This window comes from Sphingomonas sp. LM7 (assembly GCF_002002925.1).
Lineage (GTDB): Bacteria > Pseudomonadota > Alphaproteobacteria > Sphingomonadales > Sphingomonadaceae > Sphingomonas.
Genome location: NZ_CP019511.1, coordinates 2,532,816 through 2,550,150, shown reverse-complemented (window position 1 = coordinate 2,550,150; position 17,335 = coordinate 2,532,816). Strand labels below are relative to the sequence as shown.

General features: G+C 67.4%; 19 protein-coding genes and 1 tRNA gene. 8 read left to right on the top strand and 12 right to left on the bottom strand.

Annotated elements, in window-relative coordinates:
* Positions 1-85 precede the first annotated feature (85 nt).
* The 5 genes from BXU08_RS11585 to BXU08_RS11565 are packed head-to-tail and all read left to right on the top strand — an operon-like array spanning position 86 to position 3,147.
* On the top strand, positions 86-541 hold the full coding sequence (locus tag BXU08_RS11585) for a VOC family protein (RefSeq protein ID WP_077510198.1): 456 nt from the start codon (positions 86-88) through the stop codon (positions 539-541).
* On the top strand, positions 538-1,569 hold the full coding sequence (locus BXU08_RS11580; protein ID WP_253190352.1) for a nitronate monooxygenase family protein: 1,032 nt from the start codon (positions 538-540) through the stop codon (positions 1,567-1,569). Before BXU08_RS11585 ends, BXU08_RS11580 begins: the two co-directional genes overlap by 4 nt.
* Complete coding sequence (gene gloB / locus BXU08_RS11575) at positions 1,569-2,303, top strand: hydroxyacylglutathione hydrolase (protein WP_077510197.1); 735 nt, start codon at positions 1,569-1,571, stop codon at positions 2,301-2,303. Before BXU08_RS11580 ends, gloB begins: the two co-directional genes overlap by 1 nt.
* A 39-nt stretch (positions 2,304-2,342) precedes the next feature.
* Entirely contained in the window at positions 2,343-2,732 is a 390-nt protein-coding gene (locus tag BXU08_RS11570) for a hypothetical protein (protein WP_077510196.1), read from the top strand.
* Between the two features lie 16 nt (positions 2,733-2,748).
* Positions 2,749-3,147, top strand: a complete 399-nt coding sequence (locus BXU08_RS11565; protein WP_077510195.1) for a hypothetical protein — start codon at positions 2,749-2,751, stop codon at positions 3,145-3,147.
* 40 nt (positions 3,148-3,187) lie between these two features.
* Here BXU08_RS11565 and hslU read toward each other — a convergent pair whose 3' ends face one another.
* The 3 genes from hslU to hslV all read right to left on the bottom strand — a co-directional run bounded on the left by hslU (position 3,188) and on the right by hslV (position 5,512).
* A complete protein-coding gene (hslU, locus tag BXU08_RS11560) occupies positions 3,188-4,483 on the bottom strand; it encodes an ATP-dependent protease ATPase subunit HslU (RefSeq protein ID WP_077510194.1) in 1,296 nt (431 codons plus the stop codon).
* A gap of 76 nt (positions 4,484-4,559) precedes the next feature.
* Positions 4,560-4,961: a hypothetical protein gene (locus tag BXU08_RS11555; protein ID WP_150125517.1), complete on the bottom strand. Its 402-nt coding sequence runs from the start codon at positions 4,959-4,961 to the stop codon at positions 4,560-4,562.
* A complete protein-coding gene (gene hslV / locus BXU08_RS11550; protein ID WP_077510192.1) occupies positions 4,958-5,512 on the bottom strand; it encodes an ATP-dependent protease subunit HslV in 555 nt (184 codons plus the stop codon). The genes BXU08_RS11555 and hslV overlap by 4 nt, the downstream gene beginning before the upstream one ends.
* 53 nt (positions 5,513-5,565) lie before the next feature.
* Between hslV and BXU08_RS11545 the strand changes: the two genes are divergently transcribed.
* Both BXU08_RS11545 and BXU08_RS11540 read left to right on the top strand, forming a co-directional pair.
* Complete coding sequence (locus tag BXU08_RS11545) at positions 5,566-6,411, top strand: endonuclease/exonuclease/phosphatase family protein (RefSeq protein ID WP_253190351.1); 846 nt, start codon at positions 5,566-5,568, stop codon at positions 6,409-6,411.
* A 90-nt stretch (positions 6,412-6,501) separates the two neighbouring features.
* The gene (locus BXU08_RS11540) at positions 6,502-7,728 is read left to right on the top strand and encodes a threonine synthase (RefSeq protein ID WP_077510191.1); all 1,227 of its coding nucleotides are present in this window, start codon (positions 6,502-6,504) and stop codon (positions 7,726-7,728) included.
* 114 nt (positions 7,729-7,842) lie between these two features.
* Here BXU08_RS11540 and BXU08_RS11535 read toward each other — a convergent pair whose 3' ends face one another.
* The 5 genes from BXU08_RS11535 to yajC are packed head-to-tail and all read right to left on the bottom strand — an operon-like array spanning position 7,843 to position 11,790.
* Entirely contained in the window at positions 7,843-8,493 is a 651-nt protein-coding gene (locus BXU08_RS11535) for an alpha/beta hydrolase (RefSeq protein WP_077510190.1), read from the bottom strand.
* 10 nt (positions 8,494-8,503) lie between these two features.
* Entirely contained in the window at positions 8,504-8,875 is a 372-nt protein-coding gene (locus BXU08_RS11530) for an Mth938-like domain-containing protein (RefSeq protein ID WP_077510189.1), read from the bottom strand.
* 4 nt (positions 8,876-8,879) lie between these two features.
* On the bottom strand, positions 8,880-9,851 hold the full coding sequence (secF, locus tag BXU08_RS11525) for a protein translocase subunit SecF (protein WP_077510188.1): 972 nt from the start codon (positions 9,849-9,851) through the stop codon (positions 8,880-8,882).
* Positions 9,852-9,865: 14 nt separating this feature from the next.
* Complete coding sequence (gene secD, locus BXU08_RS11520) at positions 9,866-11,449, bottom strand: protein translocase subunit SecD (RefSeq protein ID WP_077510187.1); 1,584 nt, start codon at positions 11,447-11,449, stop codon at positions 9,866-9,868.
* Positions 11,449-11,790: a preprotein translocase subunit YajC gene (gene yajC / locus BXU08_RS11515; RefSeq protein ID WP_077510186.1), complete on the bottom strand. Its 342-nt coding sequence runs from the start codon at positions 11,788-11,790 to the stop codon at positions 11,449-11,451. Before yajC ends, secD begins: the two co-directional genes overlap by 1 nt.
* A gap of 141 nt (positions 11,791-11,931) precedes the next feature.
* Between yajC and BXU08_RS11510 the strand changes: the two genes are divergently transcribed.
* Positions 11,932-12,008, top strand: a tRNA-Pro gene (locus BXU08_RS11510).
* Positions 12,009-12,073: 65 nt separating this feature from the next.
* Here the strand turns inward: BXU08_RS11510 and hutU are convergent.
* Genes hutU through hutI form a run of 4 tightly spaced genes read right to left on the bottom strand, consistent with a single transcriptional unit; the run spans position 12,074 to position 17,292 of the window.
* On the bottom strand, positions 12,074-13,744 hold the full coding sequence (gene hutU, locus BXU08_RS11505) for a urocanate hydratase (protein WP_077510185.1): 1,671 nt from the start codon (positions 13,742-13,744) through the stop codon (positions 12,074-12,076).
* Positions 13,741-14,559 (bottom strand): N-formylglutamate deformylase, encoded by an 819-nt coding sequence (hutG, locus tag BXU08_RS11500; RefSeq protein WP_077510184.1) that lies wholly within the window; start codon positions 14,557-14,559, stop codon positions 13,741-13,743. Before hutG ends, hutU begins: the two co-directional genes overlap by 4 nt.
* Positions 14,552-16,093: a histidine ammonia-lyase gene (gene hutH, locus BXU08_RS11495; RefSeq protein WP_077510183.1), complete on the bottom strand. Its 1,542-nt coding sequence runs from the start codon at positions 16,091-16,093 to the stop codon at positions 14,552-14,554. The genes hutG and hutH overlap by 8 nt, the downstream gene beginning before the upstream one ends.
* The gene (hutI, locus tag BXU08_RS11490) at positions 16,090-17,292 is read right to left on the bottom strand and encodes an imidazolonepropionase (RefSeq protein ID WP_077510182.1); all 1,203 of its coding nucleotides are present in this window, start codon (positions 17,290-17,292) and stop codon (positions 16,090-16,092) included. Before hutI ends, hutH begins: the two co-directional genes overlap by 4 nt.
* Between the last annotated feature and the right edge of the window lie 43 nt (positions 17,293-17,335).

The following is a 17,335-nucleotide window of genomic DNA, read 5'->3' as shown; positions in this document are numbered from 1 at the left end:
CTCCCTCGCTAAAGCGAGGATGGAATGGGTTGGTCTTCGGGGGTGGCGATCCTATCTCGCGGACAAACGGCCATAAGGACTCCCCATGCACTATCTCCACACCATGATCCGCGTCACCGACCCGGAGGCGACCGTGCGGTTCTTCGAGCTGCTGGGGCTGGAGGAAGTGCGGCGGATGGAGAACGAGAAGGGACGGTTCACGCTGATCTTCCTCGCCGCGCCGGAGGATTCGAACGGGCCGGGCAAGCGCGCCAATGCCGAAGTCGAGCTCACCTATAACTGGCCCGCCGAGGACGGCAGCGCACCCGAGGAATATGGCGGCGGGCGCAATTTCGGGCATCTGGCCTATCGGGTCGACGATATCTACGCGACGTGCCAGCGGCTGAAGGACGGTGGCGTCACGATCAACCGTCCGCCGCGCGACGGGCACATGGCGTTCGTGCGTACGCCCGACAATATCTCGATCGAGTTGCTGCAAGCGGGCGATCCGCTCAGCCCAGCCGAGCCCTGGGCGTCGATGCCGAATACCGGCAACTGGTGAGTCCGGCCGCCGCCCGTTTCCTCGCATTGACTGGCGCGCGCCTGCCGATCGTGCAGGCGCCGATGGCGGGGGCGGGCGGCGTCGCGCTGGCGGTGGCGGCGATACGGGGCGGGGCGCTGGGGTCGCTGCCCTGTGCGTTGCTGACGTCCGAGCAGGTGCGGGCGCAAGTCGCCGAGGTGCGCGCGGCGGTGAGCGGACCGCTCAATCTCAACTTCTTCTGCCATGTGCTGCCGGCGCCGCCCGACGAGGGCGCGTGGCGGGCGCTGCTCGCGCCTTATTATACCGAGGAGGACGTGACGCCGGGCGATCCGCCGCCGCTGCGCCGGCCCTTCGATGCGGCGATGTGCGCGGTGGTCGAGGAATTGCGGCCCGAGGTGGTGAGCTTTCACTTCGGATTGCCTGACGCCGGGTTGCTGGCGCGGGTGAAGGCCGTCGCGAGCGTGTTTGGCAACGCGACCACGGCTGCGGAGGCTCATTGGCTGGCGGCGCAGGGATGCGACGCTGTGATCGCGCAGGGCGCCGAAGCGGGGGGGCATGCGGGATGGTTTCTCGATGGGCATCGGCCGACGCCGTTGGCGGCACTGCTGGATGCGGTGGTGGCGACGGGCGTGCCGGCGATCGCTGCAGGCGGGATCATCGATGCGGCCGGGGTGCGGGCGGCGCTCAATGCCCGCGCGGCGGCGGTGCAGCTTGGGACTGCCTATCTTGCGACGCCCGAAAGCACGATCTCGGCGCCCTATCGCGCGTTGCTCGGCACTGCGGCGGCGGCGGATGCGGTGTTCACCAATTTGCTGTCGGGACGTGAGGCGCGCGGGATCCGCAATCGGCTGATGCGCGAACTGGGGCCGGTGCGCGACGAGGCGCCGGCTTTCCCCTATGCGTCGAACGCGCTGGCGCCGTTGCGCGCGCATGCTGAGAGCGAGGGACGCGGGGATTATTCGCCGCTCTGGGCCGGGGCGGGCGCGGCGCGCGTGCAGGCGATCGGGGCGGAGGCGCTGACGCGGATACTGGGACAGGAGACGGAATGATGGCAGGGCTCGAGATCGTCCGGATACCGGCGCTGAGCGACAATTATATCTGGCTGGTCCACGATGCCGCGTCGGGCGAGACGATGGTGGTCGATCCGGCCGAGGCGGCGCCGGTTCTTGCCGAGGCCGAGAAGCGCGGCTGGAAGATCAGTGCGATCTGGAACACGCATTGGCATCCTGATCACACCGGCGGCAACGCTGCGATCAAGGAGGCTACCGGCTGCCCGGTGATCGCTCCGGCGGCCGAGGCGGCGAAGATCCCGACTGCGGACCGGTTGGTTGCCGAGGGAGACGAAGTGCGGCTGGGCGGGCATGTCGCGACGGTCTGGGAAGTGCCCGCGCATACTGCGGGGCATATCGCCTATCTCTTTGCCGACGAGGGCGCGGTGTTCGTCGGGGATACGCTGTTCGCGATGGGATGTGGGCGGCTGTTCGAGGGGACGCCCGCGCAGATGTTCGCCAACATGGAGCGATTGCGGGAATTGCCCGACGAGACCGTCGTCTATTGTGCACATGAATACACCCAGTCGAACGGCAGATATGCGCTGGTCGCCGAGCCGGACAATGATGCGATCCGGGCGCGGATGATCGAAGTCGACGCGTTGCGCGCGGCGGGCGAGGCGACGGTGCCGACGACGATCGCGCTCGAACAGGCGACCAATCCGTTCCTGCGCGCGGAAAGCGTCGAGATGCTCGCCGAGCGGCGCGCGGCCAAGGATGCATTTCGCGGCTGAAGTGTTTATGCTGCGGGCGGGGCATGAGGAGTGTTGTGAATGATCCGCCTTGCCGTGCCCATGTTGCTGCTCCTGGCCGCCTGCACTACGACTGCCGCCACCGAGCAATCGGACACGCGCGATCAGGCGCGGCTCGACAAGGCGCTGGCCGGGCTGAACGCGGGCGAGCCGCTGCGTTGCATTCGCCATGACCAAGTCACCCAGATCCGCACCTTCAAGGGCACGATCCTCTATGTCGCGGGCCGCGGCCGGATGTGGCGCAACGACGTGGTCGGCGACTGCCCGGGGCTGCGGCGCGGCGACATCGTCGTCTCAAAGGGTTTCGACAGCCGATATTGCGAGCGCGACCTGATCCAGACGCGCGCGCCGATGGGCGGGTTCATCTCGGGCAGTTGCTCGCTGGGCAAGTTCACGCCCTATACGCGTTAAGAAAGAGGAGAGGCATATGCGACTGCTCATCACGCTGGGGGCGCTGGCGCTGGCCGGGTGTACCGCCAATGCCGAGCTGCAGGCCTCGCGCCAGGCCGAGGCGGCGGCCGACCTCGCAAAGGCGCTGGACGGGCGCGTGGCGGGCAAGCCGCAAAACTGCCTGTCCTCGCCCAACAGCACCAACGGACCGCAGATCATCGACGCGAAGACGATCCTGTATCGCGACGGCAAGCGGGTGTGGCGCAACGAACTGGCGGCGGAGTGCCCGTCACTCGATCAGGATTCGATCCTCGTCGTCGAGATGAACGGCTCGCAGATCTGCAAGAACGACTTGTTCCGCCCGGTCGATCGCGGGAGCCGGATACCGGGGGCGTATTGCCGGTTCGGAGAATTTACGCCGTATGTGAAGGAGTGAGCGGACGATCCTCCCCCGGTTCCCCAGGGGAGGATTTTCGTTACAGCACGTAGCGGCTGAGGTCGGTGTTGCGGGCTACTGCCGCGAGCTGCTTGTCCACATAGGCCGCGTCGATCGTCAGGCTGGTGCCTGCGCGATCTTCGGCGTCGAAGCTGACTTCCTCTAACAGCTTCTCCATCACCGTCTGAAGCCGCCGCGCGCCGATATTCTCGATCTCGCCATTAACCTCTGCGGCGATTTTTGCGACGGCGCGGATACCGTCCTCGGTGAAATCGATCGTCACCCCCTCGGTGCCGAGCAATGCGGCATATTGCTGGACCAGGCTCGCCTTCGTGTCCGACAGGATCGCGACGAAATCCTCCTCGGTCAGCGCCTTGAGCTCGACGCGGATCGGGAGACGGCCCTGAAGCTCGGGGAGCAGGTCGCTCGGCTTGGCAACATGGAACGCGCCGCTAGCGATGAAGAGGATGTGATCGGTCTTCATCGGGCCGTACTTGGTCGCCACCGTGGTGCCTTCGATCAGCGGCAGCAGGTCGCGCTGGACGCCTTCGCGGCTGACCGAACCGCCGCGCACGTCCGACACCGCGATCTTGTCGATCTCATCGAGGAAGACGATGCCGTTGGCTTCGGCGTCGGCGAGTGCCTGGCGGCTGACTTCATCCTGGTCGAGGCGCTTGTCGGCCTCTTCGTCGACCAGCTTGTCCCAGGCGGCGCGGACGTTGAGCTTGCGCCGCTTGAGCGGGGAGCCGCCGGACAGGCCCTTCATCATCTCGCCGAGATTGATCATCTGCGGCGCGCCGCCGGGGATGTCGAATGGCATGGCCGGGGCCTGCTCGATTTCGATCTCGATTTCGGTCGCATCGAGAATGCCGTCGTGGAAGCGCTGCTTGAACGCCTCGCGCGTGGCGGTGCTGGCGTCCTTGCCGGTGAGCGCGTCGAGCAGGCGGCCCATCGCCGCGTCTTCGGCCTTGTCCTTGACCGCGGCGCGGCGCCGCTCCTTTTCCAGCCGGATCGCTTCCTCGACCAGGTCGCGGGCGATCTGCTCGACGTCGCGGCCGACATAGCCGACTTCGGTGAACTTGGTCGCCTCGACCTTGACGAACGGCGCGTCGGCGAGCTTGGCCAGCCGGCGGCTGATCTCGGTCTTGCCGCAGCCCGTGGGCCCGATCATCAGGATGTTCTTGGGCGTCACTTCGTCCCGCAGATCGGCGCTGAGCTGCTGGCGGCGCCAGCGGTTGCGCAGCGCGACCGCGACGGCCTTCTTGGCGTCGTGCTGGCCGATGATGTGCGCGTCGAGAGCGGCGACGATCGCCTTGGGCGTGAGAGCTTCTTTCATGGGGGATTGGGTTCTCTGGCTTCGTTGTGGCCCACGATGTTGGGGGCCGGAGTGGGGGCTTCAAGCGGCGATGCGGTCAGGGCTTATCGGCGAACCAAGCTTCGGCTTCGTCGAACGACAGGAACACCTTGAGCCGCGGATGCGCCAGGGTGCGCTCGGCCTGGAGCTTGTTGAGCTGGCTGCCGACGACGATGCCCGCGCGGCCCGAGGTGAGCGCCATGCCGCCGCGCATGATGTTGGTCAGCAGATCGGCGACGTCGTTCGCCTGCACCGGGAAGTCGAGCGATTCGACCAGCACGTCGAAATCGCCGCGGACCGCGCGCGCTTCCTGCGCCTTGGCGCCCACCGCGACAGCCAGGCGAGGGACGTCGTCGAGCGTCCAGAACCCGTGGACGTTGATCGTCAGCCGATTGGCCTGCGGGTCATACGCCACCCGGTGGACGGGATCGGCCGGGCTTTTCGACGGGGAAGCGCTCAATTGGCGCTGTCCAGCACTTCCACGGTCAGCCGGTCGTTGGTGTAGACGCAAAGCTCGCCCGCGATCTTCATTGCAGCCCGTGCGATCTTCTCGGCATCGGTCTCGTAGTCGACCAGCGCGCGAGCGGCGGCGAGAGCGAAATTGCCGCCCGATCCGATCGCAGCGACGCCGCCCTCGGGTTCGAGCACGTCGCCATTACCGGTGACCACCAAAGTCACGTCCTTGTCGGCGACGATCAGCATCGCTTCAAGGTTGCGAAGATATTTGTCGGTGCGCCAGTCCTTGGCGAGCTCGACTGCGGCACGCAGCAGCTGGCCCTGATGCCGCTCGAGCTTGGATTCGAGCCGTTCGAACAGCGTGAAGGCATCCGCGGTGGCGCCAGCGAAACCCGCGATGACCTTGCCGTCGCCAAGGGGGCGGACCTTCCTAGCGTTGGGCTTCATCACGGTGTTGCCCGCCGAGACCTGCCCGTCGCCTGCGATGACCACCTTGCCGGATTTGCGCACGGAGAGGATTGTGGTGCCGTGCCACGCATTGCTGTTGTCGCTCATATGGCGGCGATATGGGGAGCCGTCTCGGCTGCGCAAAGGGTAAGGGCGAACGAGTGACGATCACGATGCGGATAGGGCTGGTGCTGGCGGCGCTGCTGATGGCGAACGGGCCGGCCATGGCGCAGGCGCCGCTGCGGGTGATGAGCTTCAACATCCGGCTGCCGATGGCGTCGGACGGCGCGAACGCGTGGGACAATCGCCGCGAGGTGACGGCCGCGATGCTCGCGCGCGCGGCGCCCGACCTGATCGGGGCGCAGGAGCTCCACAAGGTGCAGGGCAATTTTCTGGTGGCGCGGCTCAAGGGATATGCGTGGTTCGGCCGGGACCGTCGCGGCGGGCATGCCGACGAGCATATGGGGATATTCTACCGGACCGACCGGCTGAAGCTGATCCGATCGGGCGATTTCTGGCTGTCGGATACGCCGGAGGTGCCGGGCAGCATCAGCTGGGGAAATCTCTATCCGCGGATGGCGACCTGGGGGCTGTTCGAGACGCGTGCCGGTGGGCGGCGCTTCTATGCGTTCAACACGCATCTCCCCTATCGCGCCGAGGACGAGGCAGCGCGGGAGAGGGCGGCTGCGCTGATTCTGGAGCGGATCGCGGCGATGGCGGGCGGGCTGCCGGTGGTGCTGACCGGGGACTTCAACACAACGCCCGGCAGCGGCGCGTACCGGAAGCTGAGCGCGGGCCTGCGGGATGCGTGGACGCGCGCGCCGACGCGGGAGGGGCCGGCGGAGACCTTCCACAATTTCACTGGCACTGCGGACAAGCGGATCGACTGGATTTTCGCGCGCGGGTTCGTCGTCAAGCGTGCGCAGACGATCACCGACCATCAGGGGGTGGTGCAGACCTCGGATCATTTTCCGGTGATGGCCGAACTTGGCTGGGCGAAGCGATAGGTCCGAACAAATCCTCCCCCGCTTCGTGGGAGAGGATTTGGGTCGCCGCACTCGCTTCGCCCGGATGATGGTTTGAGGTAAGCCACCAATATGCATCACGACGACAATCTCACCGCCCACCGTCCCACCTTCGTCAGCCATCTCGAATGCTCGATGACCGGGGAGCGCTATGAAGCGGACCAGCTGCATGGGCTGTCGCGCGTCGGGCGGCCGTTGCTGGTGCGCTATGACCTGGACGGAGTGAAGGCGGCGCTGACGCCGGAGATGCTCGCGACGCGGCCGGCGGATCTGTGGAAATATCGCGAGCTGCTGCCGGTGCGGCACACCGCGAGCATCGTCAGCCTGGGCGAGAGCGCGACGCCGATCGTCCCGCTCGACACGGAGCCCGGCAATGTCTGGGTCAAGGACGAGGGGCGGCTGCCCACGGGCTCGTTCAAGGCGCGCGGGCTGGTGATGGCGATCGCCATGGCCAAGGAATTGAGCGTCACGACGATCGCGATGCCGACCAACGGCAATGCGGGGGCCGCCGCCGCTGCCTATGCGGCGCGGGCGGGGATCGAGGCGGTTATCTTCTGTCCAGACGATACGCCCGAGATCAACGTGCGCGAGATCGCGGCGCAAGGTGCACGAGTCTACCGTGTCAACGGGCTGATCGACGATTGCGGCAAGCTGGTCGGTGCAGGGAAGGAGGCGCGCGGCTGGTTCGACTTGTCGACGCTCAAGGAGCCGTATCGGATCGAAGGCAAGAAGACGATGGGGCTCGAACTCGCCGAGCAGCTCGGCTGGGAACTGCCCGATGCGATCTTCTATCCCACCGGCGGCGGCACCGGGCTGATCGGAATGTGGAAGGCGTTCGACGAGATGGAGGCGCTGGGCTGGATCGGTTCGAAGCGCCCGCGAATGTATGCGGTCCAGGCCGAGGGCTGCGCGCCGATCGTGCGGGCGTTCGAAGCCGGCGAGCGGCATGCGGTGCGCTGGGAGGAAGCACATACCGTGGCGGCAGGAATCCGGGTGCCCCAGGCAGTGGGCGATTTCCTCATCCTAGACGCAGTGCGGGCGAGCGGGGGCAAGGCGCTGGCGGTCAGCGATGCGGCGCTGGTGCAGGCGGTGGACGATGCGGCGCGGCGCGACGGACTGCTGATGTGCCCCGAGGGCGGGGCGACGCTGGCGGCGTATCGCGATGCGCTGGCGAGCGGGCTGGTGGATGCTGAGGAACGGGTGGTGCTGTTCAATTGCGCGACTGGGTTGAAGTATCCGCTGGCGGATGCGTCGCGGTGGCTGGATCGGCATGCGCCGGTGGATTGGGAAGCGCTGTAAACCCGCTCGTCACCCCGGCCTCGTGCCGGGGTCCACTGCCGCGCCGGAAACCATCGATCTTCGTGTCTGTCGCCCGCCTCCCGGTGGACCGCGGCACAAGGCCGGGGTGACGGGTCAGCCCAGTACCCGCCCGAGGAACTTGCCGCCCAGATCGACGCCTTCGGGATCGACGCCGTGGCCCAGGCCGGGGGCGACATGGCCTTCGACTTCGAAGCCCAGGCGCTGCAGTTCGCCATGGGCGTGGGTGTAGGCACCGACCGGAACGACCGTGTCGGCATCGCCATGTACCAGCAGCACGCGTGGCTTGCTGCGTATTTCGGCCGGATCGAGCGCGGCGCCGGCGATCATGCCCGAATAGCCGAGAATGCCGGCAAGCGGGCGTTCGCGGCGCGGGCCGACCTGAAGCGCCATCATCGTGCCCTGGCTGAAGCCGACCAGCGCGAGCCGATCCTCGCTCAGCCCGTGCTCGGCGAGCAGGCCGTCGAGATAGGCGTCGAGCACCGGCGCGGCGGCCTGGGCGCCGGCGGCGAGCGCGGCGCGCCCGAGATCGTGGAGTGCCCACCATTGATAGCCGCCCGGCGCGCCGGGGCAGCGTTCGGGCGCGTTAGGCGCGACGAACAGGGCATCGGGGAGCAGCGGACGCCATATCGGCGCAAGGCCGATCAGGTCGGCGCCGTTCGACCCATAGCCGTGGAGCAGGACGACGAGTTGCTTCGGTGCGCCGCCGGACAAGGGCGTGAGGCTGGGGCCGGTGAGTTGCTGCATCGCCAAGTCCTTAGCCGAGCGGATAGAGTGCGCCGGCGACCCAGCGCAGTTCGGCGCGGAGCACGCCCCAGGCGCGGGCGGCGGCGCGGCTGTCCATCGCCTCGACGCCGATGCCGCGCGCGCCGAGCGCCTTGACCAGAGCAGGGGCGGGACGGACCAGCGTGTCGCCGGTGCCGAGCAGCAGGAATTCGGGCTGTGGATCCAGCGCCAGCAGCGGCGCGAGATCGGCTTCGGTCAGCGCGGCGATCGGCGGGGGCGACCAGCCATCGGCGCTCTGGGGGGTGATCAGCAGCCCCTCGTACACGCCCTCATCGACCTTGAAACCGCGGCCCGAAAAGCCGGAGATCACCGGCCCTTCGGCGCTGCGGCGTTCCATCTTCACGCGGCTAGTCCCGCGGGCCGAGGCGCTCGGCTTTGTTCGCTGCGGCGGCAGCCTCCTGGCGATCCTCACGGAAGCCAGGCTTGAGGCCGAGCGTGATCAGCAGCGACGACGATACATAGACCGACGAATAGGTGCCGACGACGATGCCGAGCATCATAGCCGCCGTGAAGCCCTGCAGCACATGGCCGCCGAAGATCAGCAGCGCGGCGAGCGCGAGCATGATCGTCACCGAGGTCATCACCGTTCTGGGGAGGGTCTCGTTGACCGAGAGGTCGATCAGGTCGCGCATCTCCATCTTGCGGAACTTGCGCATATTCTCGCGGATACGATCGTCGATCACCATCTTGTCGTTGATCGAATAGCCGATGATCGTCAGCACCGCGGCGACGATGTTGAGATCGAACACCAATTGGGTGAGCGCGAAGAAGCCCAGCGTCATCAGCACGTCGTGGATGATCGCAACGGCGGTCGATACGCCGAACTGCCACTCGTAGCGGAGCCACGAGAAGATCGCGATGCCGATTATCGCGAGCACCACCGCCAGCACGCCGTTCTGGATCAGCTCGCCCGAGACCTTGCCCGACACCGTCGAATAGTTGCTGAAGGTCGCGCCGGGGAACTTGGCTGCGAGCGCCGCCTTCACCTTTTCGACCATCTGGTCGGTCGCTGCCGGATCGCTCGATTCGGGAAGCGGCAGACGGATCGTCACGGTGTTCGCGCCGCCCAATTGCTGGAGCGCGGCTTCGCCGAGGCCGAGATTGTTGACCGTCGAGCGGACTTCGTCGAGCGGCGGCGCCGTGACGAACTTCTCTTCGATCGACACGCCGCCGACGAAGTCGACGCCCATGTTGAGGCCGCGTGCGGCCACCAAAGCGATCGCCGCAATGGTGAGCAGGGCCGTGATCGCGAAGGCGATGTGGCGAACGCGGACGAACCCGATATTGGTGTTGTCCGGAACGATCTTGAGGAGCCGCATGGTTCGCGCGTCCCTTAAATGTGGATTTCGCTGGGCCGGTTACGGCGCAGCCAGATCGTGACGAGCATTCGCGTGAAGACCACTGCGGTGAACACCGACGTGGCGATGCCGATCAGCAGCACCACTGCGAAGCCGCGCACCGGGCCCGAGCCGAGGATCAGCATGATGCCGCCGGCGATGGCGTGCGTCACATTGGCCTCGAAGATCGTCCGGCTGGCTTCCTTGTAGCCCAATTCTACCGACTGGATCACGCTGCGGCCGCGCCGCCGCTCTTCGCGGATGCGTTCGTTGATCAGCACGTTGGCGTCGACCGCGGTGCCGATGGTGAGCACGAAGCCGGCGATGCCCGGCAGGGTCAGCGTGGCGCCCAGCATGCCCATCACCCCGACGATGACCAGCACGTTGATGATCACCGCGAGCGTCGCATAGATGCCGAAGCGGCCATAGGTCAGGATCATGAAGGCGATGACCGCGACCACCGCGATGATCGACGCCGTGATGCCCGCCTTGATCGAATCGGCGCCGAGCTCGGGGCTGACAGTCGATTCCTGGACGACCTTGAGCGGCACCTTGAGCTTGCCCGAGCGCAGCGCGATGGCGAGCTCGTTGGCGCTCTGGACGGTAAAGCCGCCGTTGATCACGGCGCTGCCGCCGAGGATCGGTTCGTTGATCCGCGGCGCCGAGATCACGACATTGTCGACGATGATCGCGAAGGGCTTGCCCGAATTTTCCTGGGTGACCTTGGCGAAGCGGCGCGAGCCGGCGCCGTCGAGCTCGAGCGTAACGCCCGGCGCCCCGCTCTGCGGGTCATAGCTCTGCGACGCGTTGATCAGCATGTCGCCGGTGATCATCACCTGGCGCTGCACCGCGATCTGACCGCCGCCATCGGCATAGGGCAGCAATATCGATCCCGGCGGGGCGACGCCCGGCTGGGTGGCCGTAGTATCGACGAGGCGGAATTCGAGCTTGGCGGTCTTGCCGAGCAAATTCTTGAGCGCGGTCGGATCGTTGAGACCGGGGACCTGGACGACGATGCGGTTGCCGCCTTCGCGGATCACGGTCGGCTCGACGGTGCCGAGCGCGTTGATGCGGCGCTCGACGACTTCGCGGGCGTCGCCCATCGCGGTTTCGATCGCCTGCTTGATGCCCGCCTCAGTAGGGGTGAGCTCGAAGCGCGAGGTATCGACGACGGCGATGTCCCATTCGCGCTGGCCGGTGGTGCCGACACCGCTGCCCGTGATCGTCAGCAGCTTCTCGCGCACGGCATCGACCTTGGACGAGTCGCGGACCATGAAGCTCAGCTTGCCGCCCTGGACCGAGACATCGCCGATATCGATCTTGGGAGCGCGGCGCATTTCGCTGCGGACCTGCTCGCGCATTTGCTCGACGCGGGTTTCGGCGACGTCCTTGGTGTCACCCTCTAGCAGCAGATAGGAGCCGCCGGCGAGGTCGAGGCCGAGGTTGATCGCGGGCTTGGGGATCCAGGCGGGCCAGGTATCGCGAACGCTCTTGGGGATCAGGCTCGGGACCGCGAGCAGCACCATCAGCGCGATGCCGATGCTGATCGTCAGGACCTTCCAGCGCGGGAAATCCAGCATCAGTCGTTCGCGGGCTTGCCGCCGCCGAGCGGACGGATTTCGGCAAGCGTCGCCTTGATCGCGCGGACCTTCACGTTGGTGCCCAGCTCGATCTCGACTTCGGTCTCGTCGACCTTGGTAACCTTGCCGATCAGCCCGCCCGCAGTGACGACGGTGTCGCCCTTCTTAACCGCGGCGACCGAATCCTGCAGCGACTTCATCCGCTTCTGCTGCGGACGGATCATCAGGAAATAGAAGACCACGAAGATTAGGACGAGCGGGAGCAGCGATACGATCGCGCCGGCGGTGCTTCCGCCCTGTGCCGCGCCTGCGGCCTGTGCATATGCTGGGGTGGCGAACATGGGTTTCCGGTTGCCTGGAGGGCGGGGCGCGAAACGGCCCCGTTCAAGCGGCGCGCGCTAACATGGCGCACAAACGCGTGCAACTATTGTCGCAGTGTCTTGCATCCTGCCGCGGACCGGCATAGAGGGCGCACCCTTGGTCGGGGCGTAGCGCAGCCTGGTAGCGCATCACACTGGGGGTGTGGGGGTCGCAGGTTCGAATCCTGTCGCCCCGACCAGCTTATCACATCGTTGGAACGCTTTACGCCGGCGCCGCGAGGCGCTGGCTGCGTGTCCGGGCTTCTCAGCCGAGGATGCCCGGCAGATCCAGTCCCTGTTGGCGGGCGCAATCCAGCGCGAGGTCGTAGCCTGCATCGGCGTGGCGCATTACGCCAGTGGCGGGGTCGTTCCACAGGACGCGCTCGATTCGGCGGGCGGCGTCGGGGGTGCCGTCGGCGACGATGACCATGCCCGAATGTTGCGAAAAGCCCATGCCGACGCCGCCGCCGTGATGGAGCGAGACCCAGGTCGCGCCGCTGGCGGTGTTGAGCATGGCGTTGAGCAGGGGCCAGTCCGAGACTGCGTCGGAGCCGTCGCGCATCTTCTCGGTCTCGCGGTTGGGCGAGGCGACCGAGCCCGAATCGAGATGGTCGCGGCCGATAACGATCGGCGCCTTGAGTTCACCGCTGGCGACCATTTCGTTGAAGGCGAGGCCAAGGCGGTGGCGGTCGCCTAGGCCGACCCAGCAGATCCGTGCGGGCAGGCCCTGGAAGTGGATCCGCTTGGCTGCCATCTCGAGCCAATTGTGGAGATGGGCGTTGTCGGGGAGCAGTTCCTTGACCTTGGCGTCGGTCTTCCAGATGTCCTCCGGATCGCCCGACAGCGCCACCCAGCGGAACGGCCCGACCCCGCGGCAGAAGAGCGGGCGGATATACGCCGGAACGAAGCCAGGGAAGTCGAACGCGTCGGCGACGCCTTCCTCGAACGCCATCTGGCGGATGTTGTTGCCGTAATCGACGGTGGGGATGCCCTGGGCGTGGAAGTCGAGCATCGCGCGGACATGGATCGCCATCGAGGCGCGGGCGGCCTTGTCGAGGCCTTCGGGATCGTCCGTGCGGGCTCGCTCCCATTGGTCGAGGGTCCAGCCGAGCGGGAGATAGCCGTTGCGCGGATCGTGCGCCGAAGTCTGGTCGGTGACCGCATCCGGGCGGATGCCGCGGCGGACCATCTCGGGATAGACGTCCGCGGCATTGCCGAGCAGGCCGACCGAGATCGCCTTGCCCGCCTTGTGCGATTGCTCGACGATGGCGAGGGCTTCGTCGATCGTGGCGGCCTGGGCATCGAGATATCCAGTGCGCAGGCGCATCTCGATCCGCGAAGGCTGGCATTCGACTGCGATGCACGATGCGCCGGCCATCGTCGCCGCGAGCGGCTGCGCGCCACCCATCCCGCCAAGGCCCGCGGTGAGGATCCAGCGCCCCGCGAGGCTACCGCCGAAATGCTGGCGGCCCATCTCGGCGAAGGTCTCGTAGGTGCCCTGAACGATGCCCTGCGATCCGATGTAGATCCAGCTGCCGGCGGTCATCTGGCCGTACATGGCGAGGCCATTGCGATCGAGCTCGTTGAAGTGCGCCCAGTTCGCCCAGTGTGGCACGAGGTTGGAATTGGCGAGCAGGACTCGCGGGGCGTCGGCATGGGTGCGGAAGATGCCGACGGGCTTGCCGGACTGGACGAGCAGGGTCTGGTCCGCCTCGAGCCGGCGGAGGCTGGCGACGATCGCGTCGTAGCTCTCCCAGTCGCGCGCGGCGCGGCCAATGCCGCCATAGACGATCAGCTCCTCGGGCTTCTCGGCGACGTCGGGGTCGAGATTGTTCATCAGCATGCGCAGCGGGGCTTCAGTGAGCCAGCTCTTCGCGCTGAGTTCTGTGCCGTGCGCGGCGCGGATGCTGCGGCTGTTGTCGCGGCGAGTGGTCATGCGGTCTTCCAGTCGAGGCAGGCGGTGAGGATGTCGCGGAGGTGCGCGGCGAGCGGCGCGGCGCGGGCGGGATGCCAGGGCGTCGGCCAGTTGGTCTCGTCGGGTGAGGTGGGCTCGTCGAGGTAACCGCGGCAGGCGAGTTCCATCTGGATAGCGTGGATGCCGGCTTCGGGGCCGCCGTGGTGGCGGGTGGTGTAGCCGCCGCGGAACCGGCCGTTGAGGACCAGCGACAGGCCGGTAGCGGCACAGGCATGCTCGACGGCGCGTTCGAGCACGGAGTCGCAGGTCGCGCCGTTATTGGTGCCGATGTTGAACTGGGGAAGCTCGCCCTCGAACAGGCGGGGGACGTGGCTGCGGATCGAGTGGCAATCGTAGAGCACCACGCGGCCATGTTGGTCGCGGAGGCGGGCCAGCTCGGCGGTGAGGGCGGTGTGGTAGGGCGTCAGCCAGCGGTCGCGGCGCTCGGCGATCTCGGCCTCGCCCGGTTCCTGACCGGGAAGATAGAGCGGCTCGCCATCGAAGGTCGTGGTCGGGCAGAGCTCGGTGGTGGTCTGGCCAGGGTAGAGGGAGGCGCCGCTGGGATCGCGGTTCACGTCGATGACGCTGCGAGAGAGCGTGGTGCGGACGATCGTCGCATCCATGTCGGCGGCGAAGGCATAGAGCCGGTCGATCCACCAGTCGGCGTCTTTCCGCGCGCGCCACAGCGAGACGAAGCGCGGGGCGAGGTCGGCGGGAATATCGGTGCCGGTATGCGGCATGCCGAGCACCAGCGGCGCACCGCCGCGGCGGACGATCAGCCAGTCGGGATCAGTCATGCGCCACCGACGGGACCGGGATGGCATGCGCTCGGGCGATGTCGCGCAGGCGGCCGGCGCGGACGATCTGCGCGGCGGCGGCGATGTCGGGATGGAAGTAGCGATCCTCCTCCAGATGCGGGACTGCGGCGCGGACTTCGCGGTGCAGGGCGTCGATCGCGTCGCTGCTCTTCACGGGAGCGTGGAAGTCATAGCCCTGCGCGGCGGCGAGCAGTTCGATCGCGATGACGTGCCCGACATTGTCGGCCATCGCCATCAACCGGCGGGCGCCGTGCGCTGCCATCGAGACATGGTCTTCCTGATTGGCCGAAGTAGGGATCGAATCGACGCTGGCCGGATAGGCGCGTTGCTTGTTTTCGGAGACGAGGGCGGCCGCGGTGACCTGGGGGATCATGAAGCCCGAATTGAGTCCGGGGCGCGGCGTGAGGAAGGCCGGCAGGCCGGACAGCGCGGGATCGACCAGCATCGCCAGCCTGCGCTCGGAGAGCGAACCGATCTCGCATAGCGCCATCGCGATCATGTCGGCGGCGAAGGCGACGGGCTCGGCGTGGAAATTGCCGCCGGAGAGCACTTCGTCGGTGTCGGCGAACACCAACGGATTGTCCGAAACGCTGTTGGCTTCGATGCCGAGCGTTGTTGCGGCCTGGCGGAGCAGATCAAGCACGGCGCCCATCACCTGGGGCTGGCAGCGCAGGCAATATGGATCCTGCACGCGCTTATCGTCGTCGCGGTGCGATGCGCGGAGCGGCGAGCCCTCCATCATTGCGCGGAGCATCGCGGCGACTTCGATCTGGCCGCGATGGCCGCGCAGTTCGTGGATGCGCGGGTCGAAGGGGGTGTCGGAGCCCTTGGCCGCTTCAGTCGAGAGCGCGCCGGCGGCAAGCGCAGCGGCGAACAGTGCCTCGGCCTCGAACAGGCCGGCTAGCGCGTAGGCGCAGGAGAATTGCGTGCCGTTGAGCAGCGCAAGCCCTTCCTTGGGACCGAGCGTGAGCGGGGTCAGGCCGGCTTCTCGCAATGCCTGTTCGGCGGGGAGACGGCCGGTGGGGGTGTCTATCTCGCCGGTGCCGATCATCGTGGCGGTCATGTGCGCGAGGGGTGCGAGGTCGCCCGAGGCGCCGACCGAGCCTTGCGCAGGGACGACGGGGAGCAAGTCGCGAGCGAGCATCGCTTCGAGCAAGTCGATCGTTTCGGGTCGGACGCCCGAGGCACCGCGGGCGAGGCTGGCCAGCTTCAACGCCATCATCAGGCGGAGGACGGGGCGGGGCATCGCGTCACCGACGCCGGCGGCGTGCGACAGGACGAGGTTGCGCTGGAGCGTGTCGAGATCGGCGGGTGCGATGCGGATGCTGGCCAGCAGCCCGAAGCCGGTATTGACGCCGTACACCGCATGGTCGCCCGCGGCGATCCGCGCGATCGTGTCGGCGGCGCGCTGGACTGCCGGTCTGCAGGCGGAGTCGAGGCGGACGTCGGCGCCGCGATAGATCGCCCGCCAGGTGCCGAGCGGGACTGCGCCGGCGTCGAGCGTGACGGTCATGGCTGGCCTTTCCAGATACGGGCATGAAGCGCGTTGAACCCGATGCGGTAGACTAGCTCGGCGGGGGCCTCGATTTCCCAGATCGCCAAGTCGCAGCGCTTGCCGGGCTCGAGTGTGCCGACGCGACCGAGCCGGCCGAGCGCGCGTGCCGCCTCGCGAGTCATGCCCGCGATGCATTCGTTGACGGTGAGGCGGAAGAGCGTGGCGGCCATGTTCATCGCGAGCAGCGGCGACGTGAGCGGCGAGGTGCCCGGATTGCAGTCGGTCGCCACCGCGATCGGCACGCCGGCGCGGCGCAATGCTTCGATCGGCGGCAGGCGAGTCTCGCGGGTGAAATAGAAGGCGCCCGGGAGGAGCACCGCGACGGTGCCGGCGCGGGCCATGGCGTCGATGCCGGACTGGTCGAGATGTTCGAGATGATCGGCGGAGAGCGCGCCGAACTCGGCGGCGAGCGCGGCACCGTTCAGGTTGGAGAGCTGCTCGGCGTGGAGCTTGACCGGCAGGCCGTGCGCGGCGGCGGCTTCAAAGACGCGGCGGACTTGCGCGGGGGTGAAGCCGATGCCTTCGCAAAACGCATCGAGTGCGTCGGCGAGTCCGGCGATGGCGGGGATCATGCCGTCGCACACTGCATCGACATAGCCGTCGGGATCGCCGGCGAATTCGGGGGGCAGCGCGTGGGCGCCGAGGAAGGTGGTTGCAACGCTGACCCCGCGCGCCTTGCCAAGCGCCCGGGCGGCTTCGAGCATTTTGGTCTCGTGGGCCAGCGACAGGCCGTATCCCGACTTGATTTCGATCGTGGTGACGCCCTCGGCGAGCATCGCGTCGAGGCGGGGCAGGGCCTGGGCGACCAATTCGTCGCGGCTGGCGGCGCGAGTGGCCTGCATCGTCGAGACGATGCCGCCGCCGGCGCGGGCGATTTCTTCATAGCTAGCGCCTTCGAGGCGCAGTTCGAATTCGCGGGCGCGATTGCCGGCATGGACGAGGTGGGTGTGGCAATCGATCAGCCCGGGGGTGATCCAGCGGCCCGCGCAATCATGCGCGATCCCGGGTTCGAACGCCGGGGCGTCGCTGCGCGGGCCGGCATAGACGATGTCGGCACCGCTTGCTGCGATCAGGCCGTCCTCAACCACGCCGATGCCGGGAAGGTCACTGCGCAGCGTAGCCAGTCTGGCATTGCTCCAGATCTGCTCGACGCGCACGTGCTGACCTCCTGGACGGGATTGGAAATCTATCTTCCAAGAT

What these genes read in the sequence shown, in the direction of transcription:
- gloB (WP_077510197.1), top strand. Translation starts at nt 1,569, where the DNA reads ATGGCAGGGCTCGAGATCGTCCGGATACCGGCGCTGAGCGACAATTAT.
- BXU08_RS11585 (WP_077510198.1), top strand. Translation starts at nt 86, where the DNA reads ATGCACTATCTCCACACCATGATCCGCGTCACCGACCCGGAGGCGACC.
- BXU08_RS11570 (WP_077510196.1), top strand. Translation starts at nt 2,343, where the DNA reads ATGATCCGCCTTGCCGTGCCCATGTTGCTGCTCCTGGCCGCCTGCACT.
- secF (WP_077510188.1), bottom strand. Translation starts at nt 9,851, where the DNA reads ATGCGGCTCCTCAAGATCGTTCCGGACAACACCAATATCGGGTTCGTC.
- yajC (WP_077510186.1), bottom strand. Translation starts at nt 11,790, where the DNA reads ATGTTCGCCACCCCAGCATATGCACAGGCCGCAGGCGCGGCACAGGGC.
- secD (WP_077510187.1), bottom strand. Translation starts at nt 11,449, where the DNA reads ATGCTGGATTTCCCGCGCTGGAAGGTCCTGACGATCAGCATCGGCATC.
- hutH (WP_077510183.1), bottom strand. Translation starts at nt 16,093, where the DNA reads ATGACCGTCACGCTCGACGCCGGCGCAGTCCCGCTCGGCACCTGGCGG.
- hutG (WP_077510184.1), bottom strand. Translation starts at nt 14,559, where the DNA reads ATGACTGATCCCGACTGGCTGATCGTCCGCCGCGGCGGTGCGCCGCTG.
- BXU08_RS11565 (WP_077510195.1), top strand. Translation starts at nt 2,749, where the DNA reads ATGCGACTGCTCATCACGCTGGGGGCGCTGGCGCTGGCCGGGTGTACC.
- hutU (WP_077510185.1), bottom strand. Translation starts at nt 13,744, where the DNA reads ATGACCACTCGCCGCGACAACAGCCGCAGCATCCGCGCCGCGCACGGC.
- hslU (WP_077510194.1), bottom strand. Translation starts at nt 4,483, where the DNA reads ATGAAAGAAGCTCTCACGCCCAAGGCGATCGTCGCCGCTCTCGACGCG.
- BXU08_RS11540 (WP_077510191.1), top strand. Translation starts at nt 6,502, where the DNA reads ATGCATCACGACGACAATCTCACCGCCCACCGTCCCACCTTCGTCAGC.
- BXU08_RS11535 (WP_077510190.1), bottom strand. Translation starts at nt 8,493, where the DNA reads ATGCAGCAACTCACCGGCCCCAGCCTCACGCCCTTGTCCGGCGGCGCA.
- hslV (WP_077510192.1), bottom strand. Translation starts at nt 5,512, where the DNA reads ATGAGCGACAACAGCAATGCGTGGCACGGCACCACAATCCTCTCCGTG.